A 13,655-nucleotide genomic window follows, 5' to 3' on the forward strand; every position below is an offset into this window, starting at 1 on the left:
TCAGACCTGCGTCCGCTCCTCGACCACCTTCGCGATCTTCGCGATGGCCTCGTCGAACGGGATGCCGTTCTCCTGCGAGCCGTCGCGGTAGCGGAAGGAGACGGCGTTGTTGGCCATGTCCTCGTCGCCCGCGATGACCATGAAGGGCACCTTCTGCTTCTGGGCGTTGCGGATCTTCTTCTGCATGCGGTCGGAGGAGGAGTCGACCTCGACGCGCAGGCCCTTCTTCTTGGCGGCCGCGGCGAACTTCTCCAGGTAGTCCACGTGCCCGTCGCCGATCGGGATGCCGATCGCCTGGACCGGGGCCAGCCACGCGGGGAAGGCGCCCGCGTAGTGCTCAAGGAGCACCGCGAAGAACCGCTCGATCGATCCGAACAGCGCGCGGTGGATCATGACCGGGCGCTGCTTGGAGCCGTCCGCCGAGGTGTACTCCAGGTCGAAGCGCTCCGGCAGGTTGAAGTCGAGCTGGATGGTCGACATCTGCCAGGTGCGGCCGATGGCGTCCTTGGTCTGGACGGAGATCTTCGGGCCGTAGAAGGCGGCGCCGCCCGGGTCCGGGACCAGGGGCAGGCCCTGCTTCTCGGCGACCTGGCGCAGTGTCTCGGTCGCCTCCTCCCAGACCTCGTCGGAGCCGACGAACTTCTCCGGGTCCTTGGTGGAGAGCTCCAGGTAGAAGTCGGTCAGGCCGTAGTCGCGCAGCAGGCCGAGGACGAAGGTGAGCGTCTTGTCGAGCTCCTCCGACATCTGCTCGCGGGTGCAGTAGATGTGCGCGTCGTCCTGCGTGAAGCCACGCGCGCGGGTGAGGCCGTGCACGACGCCCGACTTCTCGTACCGGTACACGGTTCCGAACTCGAAGAGGCGCAGCGGCAGTTCACGGTACGAGCGGCCGCGCGCGTCGAAGATCAGGTTGTGCATCGGGCAGTTCATGGGCTTGAGGTAGTAGTCCACGCCCTCGTCGAGCTGCATGGGCGGGTACATGCCCTCGGCATACCAGTCCAGGTGCCCGGACGTCTCGAAGAGCTTCCCCTTCGTCGCGTGCGGGGTGTAGACGAACTCGTAGCCCTCTTCCTCGTGGCGGCGCCGCGAGTAGTCCTCCATGACCCGGCGGACGATGCCGCCCTTGGGGTGGAAGACGGCGAGGCCGGAGCCGATCTGCTCCGGGATGGAGAAGAGGTCGAGCTCGTTGCCCAGCTTGCGGTGGTCGCGCTTCTCGGCCTCGGCGAGGAAGTCGAGGTAGCCCTTGAGCTCGTCCTTGGACGGCCAGGCGGTGCCGTAGATGCGCTGGAGCATGGGGTTCTTCTCGCTGCCGCGCCAGTAGGCGGCCGCGTTGCGCATCAGCTTGAACGCCGGGATCGCGCGGGTCGACGGCAAGTGGGGACCGCGGCAGAGGTCCTTCCAGCACAGGTCGCCGGTCTTGGCGTCCAGGTTGTCGTAGATCGTCAGCTCGCCGGCGCCGACCTCGACGTCCGCGCCGTCGTCGGAGGAGGCGGCGCCCTTGAGGCCGATCAGCTCCAGCTTGTAGGGCTCGGCGGCGAGCTCCTCGCGGGCGGCGTCGTCGCTCACGACACGGCGGGCGAACTTCTGCCCCCGCTTCTGGATCTCCTGCATCTTCTTCTCGATGGCCTTGAGATCCTCGGGCGTGAACGGCTTCTCGACGTCGAAGTCGTAGTAGAAGCCGTCCTTGACGGGCGGGCCGATGCCCAGCTTGGCCTCGGGGAAGAGCTCCTGCACGGCCTGCGCCATCACGTGCGCGGTGGAGTGACGCAGGATGTTGAGACCGTCCTCGGAGGAGATCTCGACGCCCTCGACCTCCTCGCCGTCGGAGAGCACGTACGACAGGTCCCTGAGCTCGCCGCCCACGCGCGCGGCGATGATCGAGCGCTCGCCGGCGAAGAGGTCGGCGGCCGTAGTGCCCGTCGTCACCACGCGTTCTTCCCGCTCGGAATCGCGTTGGATGATCACACGGACGTCTGACACCGGTCTCTCCTGACTGAAGGTGGGGTGCGGCGCCATACCAGGAGCGCGCGCATTACGCGATCGTACCGACCCCGGACGGCCGACCGCGAAACGGTCACGTGAGCGCTCGGCGCTCCGCTGGGAGTGCCGTCATGAGGCCGCCGGTCGTCTGCAGCGTCGTCGTGGCTGATCGCGCAGTTCCCCGCGCCCCTTCAGGGCGCTGCCGAACCGCAGCCGGCACAGGGCCCCGAGCCAACCAGCCCACACCAACGCCGAGCCACGGCCCACCAACGGTCACTGTCCCCACGACACCGGCCGCGAGGGAACCGAAGGCATATGGCGCCCCGTAGGCGACCGAGCCAAACATTCGTCACCCCAGCTGCAAGGCCTCGCCCTGCAACCGTCCTCGCCGAGCCCGCTCCCGTCAGTCCCCGCCGTCCTCCCCGCCACAAGCCTCCTCGAAAAAGTCCAGGTCCTCCTGCAGCGACTTCATCAGCCGGTCCCGCTCCGCCTCGTCCACCTGCACCGGTACGACCCCGGAGGCCCCCGTGACCTTGCGGAAGCCGCCCCGGCTCTCCAGCCGTCCGTGCACCCGTACCGGCAGTCCGACGAGGTGCGCGTGCCCGGCGATGCGGTACGCCTCCTCGTCCAGCGTCAGCCGGATGTGCGGAATCTCGGCGCCGGCGAGGACACGCAGCCGTACGGTGCCCTCCCCGCGCGGCCCCGACCTGCGCATGCGTACGACGGCACCGGTGATCCGCACCGGCACGGACGGCTCCTCGCGCAGATAGCGGGCCCCGGCCTCGCGCAGCGCGGGCAGGTCGCCCGGCGAGAACTCGACGGGCTCGACGCCGGCCGCGCAGTCCGCCGGCACCCCGGCCGCGGGCGCCCACTCGACAGCGATGCGCGCGCCCTCCGTACCGCGCACCAGGGCGATCAGCGCCTCGGTGAGCTCGCGGCTGACGCCTGCCTCGACGGCGCTGTCGAAGGCGTCCATGCCACCGGTGGCCCGCTGGTAGTCGATGGCCTCGCGGGCGGCGTACAGGGCCTGGTGGAGGCGTACGGCGAGCGGGCGGCCCGTGCCGACGGGCACGAAGGCGGTGAGGCCGCGGCCGCCGGGCGCGGAGCCGACGAGGACGCTCTCCAGCATCGCGGCGGCGGAGCGGCGGTGCCGGGCGCCGTAGTAGCCGGCACGCGCGCGTGTGGCGAGCGCCGCGGCGAGGAGCATCTGGCGGGCGGCGGTGCGCAGTTCCTCCTCGACGGTCCAGGGCGCGGCCCCGGCCGGCCCGCTCGGCGCGTCCCGCCACCAGCGGACCTCGTCGCTGGGCACCGCGAGCCCGATCAGCACCTCGCGCGCGGAGGGCATGCCGCTGCGGGAGAGGGCGACGAGCGCCTCCCCGAGCAGGTCGTCGCTGTCGGGAAAGGCACGGGACTCGGGGACGAGCAGACTCGTGCCGTTGCCGCCGGGCCCGGGCGGGGTCCAGCGGCCGTAGCGCCCCGCCGCTCCCCCGCGCCGCTGCCAGCCGTGCCGGTGCAGCAGGGCGCCGAGCACGGCGGGGTCGACCTCGCCGGGCTCGGGGGGACGGTCCCAGGACGCGTCGACCGGGTGCGGCCGCACTGGCCGTACCGGTTCCTCCAGGGGGCGGTGCGTCATGGTCTGCCTCCCGTCCCGACCCGCGTCATGATCTCGCAGAGGGCCCGGTCGTCGAAGATGCGTGAGGTCGGTATCCGCACGCTGGTCCGGCGTCTGCCGGTGATCGCGTGGCCGGCCAGGTTGACCCAGTAGCAGCAGTGCCGCAGATCGAGCCGGTCGTGGCTGGCGCGCAGCCAGTCGTCCTGGGTCCGCGGGACGAGCATCACGACCAGGATCTTGTGTACCGAGACCGGTGTGCGGGCGAGCTTCGCCAGGTGGTCGTTGTCGAGCGTGAAGGAGAAGAACCGGCCGGGCGGGTTCGGCGCGATCTGGTAGGTGGCCTTGAGCTGCACCTTGATGGTGACCTCGTCGTCGACCGTGTGGCCGGGCGCGCTGTGGCTGACGTGCCAGTCGATGCCGTTGTCCGGGAACGGCTGCGACAGCGAGCACCCGGCGGCCGCCGCGACGGCGTGCAGATATCCCACCTGCAGTGTCTCCATGCAGGCGGTGGTGGCGAGTGAACCGCGATGGGTGCCCGTTCGCTCGGGCAGCAGCCCGCCCCGCTCGGGCTGCGCTATCGCCATGACGAACAGCCTTCCACGCCAGGTGAATCCCCGTGCCGGGCCGCTGAACTGCACGGACCCGCACTCCTGTTGTGTCCTTCCGGCGTACGGCGCAAACGGCCCGGGTATCACCAAACGGGCAGAAGACGGTGCGTCAGCTGCCGTGGGTGAACGAGGGGTTGTGTGGATATGGCGTGCTGGTATGAGGGCCCGCTGGCGGCATTCGACACGGAGACGACAGGCGTGGACGTCGAGACCGACCGGATCGTTTCGGCGGCCGTCGTCGTCCAGGACGCCCCGGGCACCCGGCCGCGGGTGACCCGGTGGCTGGTGAACCCGGGCGTGCCGGTGCCGGAGGCGGCGACGGCGGTGCACGGACTGACGGAGGAGCATCTCCAGCGCAACGGCCGCTGGCCGGCGCCGGTGATGCATGAGATAGCCGAGGAACTGGCCGGACAGGCCACGGCGGCCCGGCCGATCGTGGTGATGAACGCGCCGTTCGATCTGACGCTGCTGGACCGCGAGTTGCGCCGCCATCGCGCCTCGTCGCTGGACCAGTGGTTCGAGACGACGCCCCTGCTGGTGCTCGATCCGCGCGTCCTGGACAAGCATCTGGACCGCTATCGCAAGGGCCGCCGCACCCTGACCGACCTGTGCGCGCATTACGGCGTCACCCTGGACGGTGCGCACGACGCGGCGGCCGACGCGTTGGCCTCGCTGGAGGTGGTCCGGGCGGTGGGGCGCCGTTTCGCTGCCCGGCTCGAGCGGCTGTCCCCCGCCGAGTTGCACACGCTGCAGGCGGTGTGGCACGCGGCACAGGCACGCGGGTTGCAGGCGTGGTTCGCCCGCAGCGGCAGCGAGGAGGCGGTGGACCCGGCGTGGCCACTGCGGCCGGACCTGCCGGCGGCAGCCGCCTAGGTACGCGAGGCAAGGCGTACAAAAAAGCCGGTCCGCTGTTGCGGACCGGCCCTTCCCGGTGGGCGATACTGGGTTCGAACCAGTGACCTCTTCGGTGTGAACGAAGCGCTCTCCCACTGAGCTAATCGCCCGGGAACGCACTGAACAATACAGGTCCCCGCGCGTTTCCTTCAAACCGCTTGATGACCACCTTCACGACCGCCGGGACGGCCACCGGCCAAGTGCGCCACCAGCCCTCGCCGTCCGGCCCGCATCATCATCCAGTGGTTGGCGCGGAAGACCGGCCGCCCCGGCACCGCGAAGCGCCGCAGCAGCGGCTTGTTCACATCGACCACCTGGTCGTAGCGGGCGACGCTCCCGCCGCCGTCCGAGGTGACGGTCCAGCGCGCCCAGCCGTCGATGTCACCGGACATGGCGATCTCCAGCACTCCGGCCTCCGGGTCCCGCCGCACCTCACGCGCGGTGAAGACCATGTCGTACGGCAGGACGGAGCGGATCGTGACCACACCGGTGGTGTCACTGAGTTTGATCACCTCGCGCACCTGTGGCCACCAGCGGGGGTAGTCCTCGGCCTGTTCCAGCAGGCCGTAGACGGTGGCGGGCGGTGCGGGCAAGGCCCACAGGCTGCGGAAGCGGTAGTGGCTCCAGTCCATGGGCCGAGTCTGCCCCTGTGCAGCAGTTTTTCCCGTACCTGAGTACGTTCTGAGTACGTGCACTCATGCCGTACGGCGTGACGCGGACCACACTCCAGGCATGACTCACCTTCCGCCACCGGCCGAGGAGCTGCGGCTCCTCGACTTCGAGCTGCACCAACTGGACGCCCGCCGGGCCCAGTTGCTGCACCGCCGTGCCTGGCTGGTCGCGGCCCTCCGAGCGGCGGCCGAGCCGGCCTCGGCCCCGGGCGCACCCCGGCAGCTCGAGGCCTCGGCACCCCGGGTCCAGAACGTGCTGCTGGTGCTCGGCGGTGTCCTGCTCACCATCGCCGCGATGGCGTTCACGCTGGTCAGCTGGGGACATATGGGGATCACCGGGCGGGCCCTGGTGCTCGGCGGGATCACCGTGGCGGTGCTCGCCGCGCCGGTGCCGCTACTGAAGCACGGGCTGCGGTCGACGGCCGAGTCGGTGGCGGGCCTCGGGCTCGCGCTGACCGCGCTCGACGCGTACGCGCTGCACGAGGTCGCGCTGGCCGACGCGGACGCCACGGGCTACGTCGCGGCCGCCTCGGCGGTACTGGCGGCCCTGTGGGCGGCGTACGGCCTGCTGCCGCGCACCTCCGCGCTGCGTCTGCCCCTGCCCGCCGCCCTGGCCACGGCCCAACTGCCCCTGGTTCTCTGGGCGGTGGCGGCCGACGCGGGCCTGTACGGGATCACGGCCGCCGTGCTCGTGACGGCCGGGTTCGACACGGGTGTGGCGCTCCGGGTGCCCGCGAAGTCCGTACGGATCACCGCGGTGACCGGTGCGTACGGCATGGGCGCGTGGGGCGTGTGGGCCGCCGGCTGGCTGTCCTGGACGGCCACCGGCCCGAGCGCCGCCGCCCGTGCGGCGGTGCTCCTCCTCCTCGCGGCGGGCATCGCGCTGGCGGCGGCGTGGCAGCAGGCCGCCGAGAAGCAGGCCGCGGGGCTCGCCGTCACCGCTGGCCTCCTCACGGTCGCCGCGACCGGCGGCACGGCCCGCTCGGTGCTGCCGGACGCGTGGACGGTTCCGGCGTATCTGGTGTGCGGGATCGCTCTGTTGGCGGCGGTACGGGTGGACCGCCTGCCGATGTCGGTACGGCACGGGCTGACTCGGGCCTCCGTCGCCGTACAGGGACTCGCCCTGCTCTGGACACTGCCCCTGCTGGGGATCACGCTGCTGGGCCCCGTCGCGTGGGCGGAGCAGGTGTGGTCCGGGGCGCCGGGTGACGTACGTGAGGCCGTGACGGTGTCCATGCCGTGGCCGCCCCACGCGGAAACGGTGCCCGTCGTCCTGGCGGTCGTCGCCGTCGTCCTGGTCCTCGCGGCGCGGGACACGGTCTGGCGGCCTCGAGCCCTGACCGGTGTGCTGGTGCTGGCGTGGGCGACGGCGCTGGTGCTTCCGGCGGCGCTCGAAGTCCCGTACGCGGCAGGCCTGGTGATCTTCGCAATCACGACGGCCGTTGCCCTCGCGGCAGCCGCGTGGATGCGCCCGTCCGAGCGCCCGCGGAAGGAACCGTCCCCTCAGCCGGCCACACCCTCCGCCTTCGGCTTCCCCACCCCGCGCCCGACCGTCACGGTCCTCGCCCTCCTCACCTCACTCACCCTTGCCTTCCTCTCCCTGACCGCCGAGCCCGCCACCCTCACCGTGCTCTGCGCTCTCACGGCACTGTTCGCGACCGCCTCCCGCAAGCCGCACCTCGCCCCGGTCACGGCCCCGACCGCCTGCGCGTACGCCGCCCTGCTCGCCGGCGCGACAGGAGCCGCGGCCGAGTGGCAGCCGCAGTACACCGCGCTGCTGGTCCTGACGGTCCCGGTGACGGCGGCCTTGCTCGCGGCACGGCTCGGGTCCTCCCCGACAACGGTCCCGGTCGAGATCGCCGGCGCGCTCGCCGGACTGCTCGCCATCGCACTGGCAGCGGCCTCGGCCGACCTGCCGATGCTCGCCCTGGTCCTGGCGCTGTGCGGGGTGATCACCGCCGGTACCGCGGTCCGCACCGACCGGCGCCCCGTCGGCCACGCCTGCGCCGCGCTCTTCGTCCTGGCCACCTGGGTGCGCCTGGCGGCCTGGGACATCGGAACGCCCGAGGCGTACACGCTGCCGGTCACCGTGCCGGCCCTGCTCGTCGGCGCACTCCGCAGGCGCCGCGATCCGCAGACCTCGTCCTGGACCGCGTACGGCCCCGGACTCGCCGCCACCCTGGTCCCGAGCCTCCTCGCGGCCTGGAGCGACCCGCACTGGACGCGCCCCCTGCTGCTGGGCCTCGGGGCCCTGGCACTCACCCTGCTGGGCGCCGGACACCACCTCAAGGCGCCCCTGCTGCTCGGCGGCACGGTCCTCGCCCTGGACGCCCTGCACGAACTCGCCCCGTACATCGCCCAGGTGACCGGTGCCCTCCCCCGCTGGGCACCGCCCGCCCTGGCCGGCCTGATGCTGCTCGCCCTCGGGGCGACGTACGAGCAACGTCTCAGGGACGCCCGCAGGATGCGGGACTTCTTGGGCACCATGCGCTGAAACGCCGTCAAGGGGCGCGGGGAACTGCGCGACCAACCACAACGGACCCGCAGTTCCCCACACACCGCCTCCTACGGCATGCGATCCCCCAACAGCGCAAGGTTCTCGATGGCGGCAAGCCCATACAGCGCGGTGTCGTTGGTGGACACCCATGCCGCCTCACTGCCCGGCACCAACGCGTCCGGCCCGCTCAGCTTCTCCGTCCGCCAGGGCGCAGACTCCTTGTACCCGTCGGAGTTGTAGAACTTCTCCCACGCCCGCTTGGCGAGCTTCTCGTCCCCCGTCTTCACGGCGGCGTACGCGTCGAGGCGCGAGTGGCCCTGGAAGAGCAGCAGCGTGCCGAAGTTGGAGCCGTAGCGTGCCGCCTGCTCCGCCTTCGTCGCGTTGAAGTAGCGGCAGTAGTCGAAGTACGCCTCGTTGAACTTCGGCATGTCGACGAGGTCGATGAGTTCGGCGCACAGTTCGTTGAGGCCGAACACGGCGGACAGGTGCGAGACACCGACCACCGGCTTGTCGGCGATGGCGAACTTGCCCGTGTCGAGGTCGTAGAGCCCGGTCCCCTGCACGAAGCCGTTGGGCTGGGCGGCGATCGTCTCCATGGTCGACAGGACGCGCGCCTTGGCCTTCTCCCACTTGGGTCCCTTGCGCTCCCACTCCGTCAGCCACGCCGACACCAGCCCGCTCCAGTCCGTGCCGAAGCCGATGGACAGCGCGTGCCGGTCGGGCGTGTACGGCTCGGTGCGGATCTTGCGGATCGGGTCGAGGACGAGGAACGTCTCGTCGGAGTCGACGTTGGCGTGCATGAGGTCGCCGACCCGCTCGTCGGCGGTGAGGAAGTAGTAGTAGCGGCGATACGTCGTGTTGGCGATGCGCTGCTGCTTGGCGCTGTCGGCGTAGTGCTGGACGCCGTGCCGGGTGCCGAGCCCGGCCCATTGCCCGAGGTGGTAGACGTCGACCTCGCCGGTGTGCCGGGTCATCGCCTCCGCGAACCGGAAGATGTCCGCACGGCCGGAGCGCAGATACGCGAACCACAGCCACAGGTCCGGCGAGAGCTCGGAGTTGTCCCAGGCGTAGCCGCCGATGTCGTACCGCCACTGGTGCCTGACGGTGTCGTAGGTGTGCATGATGTCGCCGTAGTCCCAGAAGCCGTACCAACGGCGCATCTCCACCTGGTCCTTGTAGTAGGTGAAGAGGAAGTCGAGGTGGTCCTCGATCTTGGCCTTGGCGGGCGTGGAGCGGTCCGGCTCGGAGTACAGGCCCGGGCCGAAGACCTTGGCCTTGATGAGCTGCTTGGGCGGGGCGGCGAGCTGCGGCAGCACCCGTACGGCCTCGACCTGCTGGGCGAGTTTCTCCGCGCTCGGGGTCGACTCGTTGGCCCAGAAGAGGAGTTCGGAGGTGCGGGCGATGCCGTACGGCGTGCCGAACTCCGGCTCGTAGTCCTCGTAGGTGATGTTGAGGCCTTCGAGCTGCTCGGGGTAGGTGTCCTGGCCCATGCCGTCGTGGTAGAAGCGCAGGTCCATGGGCTGTGCCTCGGGCGACCAGAGCCACATGGTGACCTCGGCCGCGTCGGTGTGGGCGTCGCGGATGTCCAGCTGGGCGGGGAACTTCTCCCAGAAGTCCCGCAGCCCGAAGGAGAATCCGCCGCTGACGCCACCGACGTACCCGAAGCCGGACGCCCGCTTGCCGCCTCCGGCGCCGATCCAGCCGTGGCCCTTCTTGGTCCTCTTGCGCAGGGTGAAACCGTCGGCGGACAGCTGGGAGAGGGTGTAGTCGCCCCACTCGGGGATGTACTGGAGCCGGGTCGTGACCCGCTGGTCCCAGGTGGCCGGGTCGGGCAGCTTCTGCCCCGCGAACTGCGCCGCCTGCACGGCCGCCCCCGGGTCGCGGCGCAGTCCGGTGATGCCCTTGACGGCCTCGCGGAGCATGCCGGTGCCCTCGCCGCCGATGCGGATGTGGCGGTCGTACGACTGGTCCCGCATCGGCACGGTGAAGCGCACGCCGATGCCGCGGATGAAGTCGCCGCCGGCCTTGCCCGGCTCCTGGGTGCCGTCGTAGGTGATGGTGTGCACCATGCGGAAGGAGTCGGCGCCCGCGTAGAAGTAGAGCCGGATGGAGAAGGGGAGCCAGCTGCGGCTGCCCTTGCGGTGCTTGCCGTCGATCTTGACGACCGCGCGGACCGGGCCCTCCTGCTCGACGGTGACGTCTGAGATGGCGCCGTCGAAGCGCTCGGTCTTGACCGCGCCCTGGTCCTCGTCCTCGATCTCGGGCTGGCGGATGAGCACGAGCCGGCCGTTCCTGGCGATCTCGGTGGAGCCGCGGGTGACCGACTTGATGATCGTGGCGCCGGACTTGCCGATCTTCGCCGTGATGACGCCGGTCGAGACGTCGATGGTGCCGCCGCTCTTGTCGACGGTGACCTTCTTGTCCGGTACGGCGGCCTCGCCTGCGGCGAGGGTGAGCTTGCCGGTGCCCGAACTGACGGCGTGGGCCGTCCACTTGAGGGAGCCGTCGGGCCAGTAGGCGATCGGCCAGGACTGCACGGGCACGGACTTGCCGTCCGCGTCCGTCAGCGCGAAGGTCTGGTCCTCCTGGTACGCGCCCTTCGGCCACGGCACACCCACGGTGGAGCCGGGCGCGGCACCGAGGCCGCCGTCCTCCAGCCAGTCGAGGGTCACGGGGTCGGCATCGGCGTCGGCGGCTCTCGGCGCGGCCTGCGCGTCCTTGGCTCCCAGTGCCCAGCTGAACTGCGCGGCGGCGCCGGCGACGGCGGCCGCCTTGAGGATGGACCTGCGGGGGATCGGGGACATGGCCTTTCCTTCCGTGCGGGATGCAAGGGGGTGGACAGGGGCATGACAGAGAGAGGTGCGGCGCCCAGAGGCACCGACCTTGTGCGCGGGCACCGCCGCCCGCGTGCCTGGGCACCGCCTCTCAGCGGTGCCGGTACCGCTCCTCCACGGCGACGGCGGCCGCCGCGACGGCCCCCAGGACGGGGACCGCCAGCGGTGCGATGAACGCGGCCGACAGGGCTACGACGCCCAGCCCGCCGACGAGCAGGAAGGACCCGGCGGGGTCGAGCACGGTCCGGCGCCCGGCGTCCGCGAGCAGCGCCCGCCAGGAGGCGCCCGGCGTCCAGACGGCCGCCGCCCGCAGCAGGGCCACGACCAGCCCGATCAGGGCGAAGATTCCCACCGCCCCGACGAACGGCCCACCGGGAATCCCGGCCCGCGCGGCCTGGACGTCCACCCAGACCGCCGCGGCGGCCGCCCAGCCGGCGAGCCCGACGGCCCACCCGCCGCGCAGGGCCGCCCGGAAGTCCGCGACGAACTCCCGCCAGCCACCGCCCTCATGACGGGTACGCCGCCGCAGATGCCGCGCGCCGGCGGCGAAGGCCGCGGGGTAGGTGACGACCCCGAGACAGGCCACGGCGATCCACACGCCGGTGAGCAGCGCCTCGGCGAAGACCGCGAAGCGCTCACCGAACACGGACTCCCGGCGCGGGGAGCGGGCCTTCACGCGTGCTTGCGCCATGGTGACCGCCTCAGCCCTTTCACTTCGGTTCTCACTTCAGTCCGGACGTCGCCATGCCGTCGATGAGGTAGCGCTGGAAGGCCATGAAGAAGGCGATGACCGGGATCAGCGCCACCAGCGACATCGCGATCATGCTGCCGTAGTTGGAGATGCCCTCCTGGTCGCGGAACATCATCAGGCCGAGCGAAACGGTGTACTTCTCGGGGGTGTTGAGGTAGATCAACGGGCCCATGAAGTCGTTCCAGGCGTTGATGAAGGTGAAGATGGCGCTGGTGATGAGGGCGGGGCGGGTCAGCGGCAGCACGATGGACCAGTACGTCCTCAGGTGCCCGCAGCCGTCGAGCTTGGCGGCCTCGTCCAGCTCGCGCGGCAGACCGCGCATGAACTGCACCATCAGGAAGACGAAGAACGCCTCCGTGGCCAGGAACTTGCCCGCCACGAGCGGCACCAGGGTGTCGGTGAGCTCGAGGTTGCGGAAGAGCACGTACTGCGGGATGAGCAGCACGTGGTACGGCAGCAGCAGCGTGCCGATCATCAGCGTGAACAGCAGGTTCCGCCCGGCGAACCGGATCTTGGCGAAGGCGTAGGCGGTCAGCGAGCTGGACACCACGACACCGGCCACCGCGAGCACCGCGTACATCAGCGAGTTCATGAAGAAGCTGCTGATGGAGATGCCGGAGATACCGTCGGCGAGCCCGGAGAAGTTCGCCCAGACCGGTTCGGTGGGCAGCAGGTCGAGGCTGGCGATGATGTCCTTGCTCGGCTTGAACGAGGCGCCGACGACCCAGATCACGGGGTACAGGACGACCGCGAGGACGGCGAGCGCGCCCAGGTGCCAGGCGATGGATCCGGTGCGCCGCCGCTCGCTCGCGGTGCGTACGACAGGGGTGGTGGCACTGGTCACTTGGCGGCCTCCTCGTAGTGCACCCACTTCTTCTGCGACCAGAACAGGACCGCCGTGACGAGCGCCACCGCGACCACCAGCGTCCAGGCCATCGCGGAGGCGAAGCCCATCTGGGCCTCCTTGAAGCCCTTCTGGTAGAGGTAACAGGTGTAGACGAGCGTGGCGTCGGCGGGCCCGCACCGGGTGTCGGAGACGACGTAGGCGGAGCCGAACACCTGGAACGCGTGGATGGACTCCAGCAGCACGTTGAAGAACAGCACCGGGGAGATCATCGGCAGGGTGATGTTCCAGAACCGCCTGAGCGGGCCGGCCCCGTCCACCTCGGCGGCCTCGTACAGCTCCCGCGGGACCTGCTTGAGGCCGGCCAGGAAGATGACCATGGGCGCACCGAACTGCCAGATGCTCAGGGCCACCAGCGCGTAGATGACGTAGTCGGGGTTGCCGATCCAGCCGCCCACGTCGAGCCCGAAGATCTTCTGTCCACGGTCCACGACCGCGTCGTCCGAGAACAGCGCCCGCCACACGAAGCCCACGGAGACGCTGGCACCGATGAGCGAGGGCATGTAGAACGCGGCCCGGTACACACCCTGTCCGCGCCGGCTCTGAGCGAGCAGCAGCGCGACGCCGAGCGCGAGCAGCAGTTTCAGTGGAGTGGCCACGACGACGTACTTGAGCGTGACCTCCACCGACTTCTGCCAGCGCGGGTCCTGGAACATCGTCGTGAAGTTGTCGAACCCCACCCACTCGGGCGGCGTGAACAGGTTGTACCGGGTGAACGCGTAGTACAGCGACGCGATCATCGGCCCCGCCGTGAGCAGCAGGAACCCCGCGATCCACGGCGACATGAAGAGGTAGCCGGCGAGGTTCTCGCGGCGCCGCCCGCGCCGCCCGGCGACAGGAGCGGCGGACCGCTTCTTCGCCGGGCGCACGGGCGCTTCCTTGACGAGCGTCATGGTGGTACGTCCCC

10 protein-coding genes and 1 tRNA gene are annotated in these 13,655 nt (G+C 70.7%); 2 read left to right on the top strand and 9 right to left on the bottom strand.

All coding sequences use genetic code 11. The features are described from left to right. From thrS to ACIREI_RS16305, 3 genes are all read right to left on the bottom strand, one after another. Positions 1-1,977 carry a threonine--tRNA ligase gene (thrS, locus tag ACIREI_RS16295; protein ID WP_403333085.1) on the bottom strand — a complete coding sequence of 659 codons (1,977 nt, stop codon included), beginning with the start codon at positions 1,975-1,977 and terminating at the stop codon, positions 1-3. Between the two features lie 403 nt (positions 1,978-2,380). Next, positions 2,381-3,610 carry a hypothetical protein gene (locus ACIREI_RS16300; RefSeq protein ID WP_403333088.1) on the bottom strand — a complete coding sequence of 410 codons (1,230 nt, stop codon included), beginning with the start codon at positions 3,608-3,610 and terminating at the stop codon, positions 2,381-2,383. Further along, positions 3,607-4,173, bottom strand: a complete 567-nt coding sequence (locus ACIREI_RS16305) for a DUF4365 domain-containing protein (RefSeq protein ID WP_403333091.1) — start codon at positions 4,171-4,173, stop codon at positions 3,607-3,609. Before ACIREI_RS16305 ends, ACIREI_RS16300 begins: the two co-directional genes overlap by 4 nt. Positions 4,174-4,341: 168 nt before the next feature. On the opposite strand from ACIREI_RS16305, the gene ACIREI_RS16310 reads away from it, so the two are divergent. Continuing rightward, on the top strand, positions 4,342-5,070 hold the full coding sequence (locus ACIREI_RS16310; protein ID WP_403333094.1) for a 3'-5' exonuclease: 729 nt from the start codon (positions 4,342-4,344) through the stop codon (positions 5,068-5,070). Between the two features lie 59 nt (positions 5,071-5,129). Here the strand turns inward: ACIREI_RS16310 and ACIREI_RS16315 are convergent. Beyond that, positions 5,130-5,201, bottom strand: a tRNA-Val gene (locus ACIREI_RS16315). 39 nt (positions 5,202-5,240) lie between these two features. Next, positions 5,241-5,723 (bottom strand): SRPBCC family protein, encoded by a 483-nt coding sequence (locus tag ACIREI_RS16320; protein WP_403333097.1) that lies wholly within the window; start codon positions 5,721-5,723, stop codon positions 5,241-5,243. 100 nt (positions 5,724-5,823) lie between these two features. On the opposite strand from ACIREI_RS16320, the gene ACIREI_RS16325 reads away from it, so the two are divergent. After that, positions 5,824-8,256 (top strand): SCO7613 C-terminal domain-containing membrane protein, encoded by a 2,433-nt coding sequence (locus tag ACIREI_RS16325; RefSeq protein WP_403333100.1) that lies wholly within the window; start codon positions 5,824-5,826, stop codon positions 8,254-8,256. Between the two features lie 71 nt (positions 8,257-8,327). Here the strand turns inward: ACIREI_RS16325 and ACIREI_RS16330 are convergent, their stop codons facing one another. From ACIREI_RS16330 to ACIREI_RS16345, 4 genes are all read right to left on the bottom strand, one after another. Next, complete coding sequence (locus ACIREI_RS16330; protein ID WP_403333103.1) at positions 8,328-11,063, bottom strand: Tat pathway signal sequence domain protein; 2,736 nt, start codon at positions 11,061-11,063, stop codon at positions 8,328-8,330. Positions 11,064-11,184: 121 nt separating this feature from the next. Further along, entirely contained in the window at positions 11,185-11,784 is a 600-nt protein-coding gene (locus ACIREI_RS16335; RefSeq protein WP_403333106.1) for a hypothetical protein, read from the bottom strand. 31 nt (positions 11,785-11,815) lie between these two features. Then, the gene (locus tag ACIREI_RS16340; protein ID WP_403333109.1) at positions 11,816-12,688 is read right to left on the bottom strand and encodes a carbohydrate ABC transporter permease; all 873 of its coding nucleotides are present in this window, start codon (positions 12,686-12,688) and stop codon (positions 11,816-11,818) included. Then, positions 12,685-13,641, bottom strand: a complete 957-nt coding sequence (locus ACIREI_RS16345; protein WP_403333112.1) for a carbohydrate ABC transporter permease — start codon at positions 13,639-13,641, stop codon at positions 12,685-12,687. Before ACIREI_RS16345 ends, ACIREI_RS16340 begins: the two co-directional genes overlap by 4 nt. Between the last annotated feature and the right edge of the window lie 14 nt (positions 13,642-13,655).

The sequence above is a fragment of the Streptomyces sp. NPDC093591 genome (genome assembly GCF_044764885.1).
Lineage (GTDB): Bacteria > Actinomycetota > Actinomycetes > Streptomycetales > Streptomycetaceae > Streptomyces.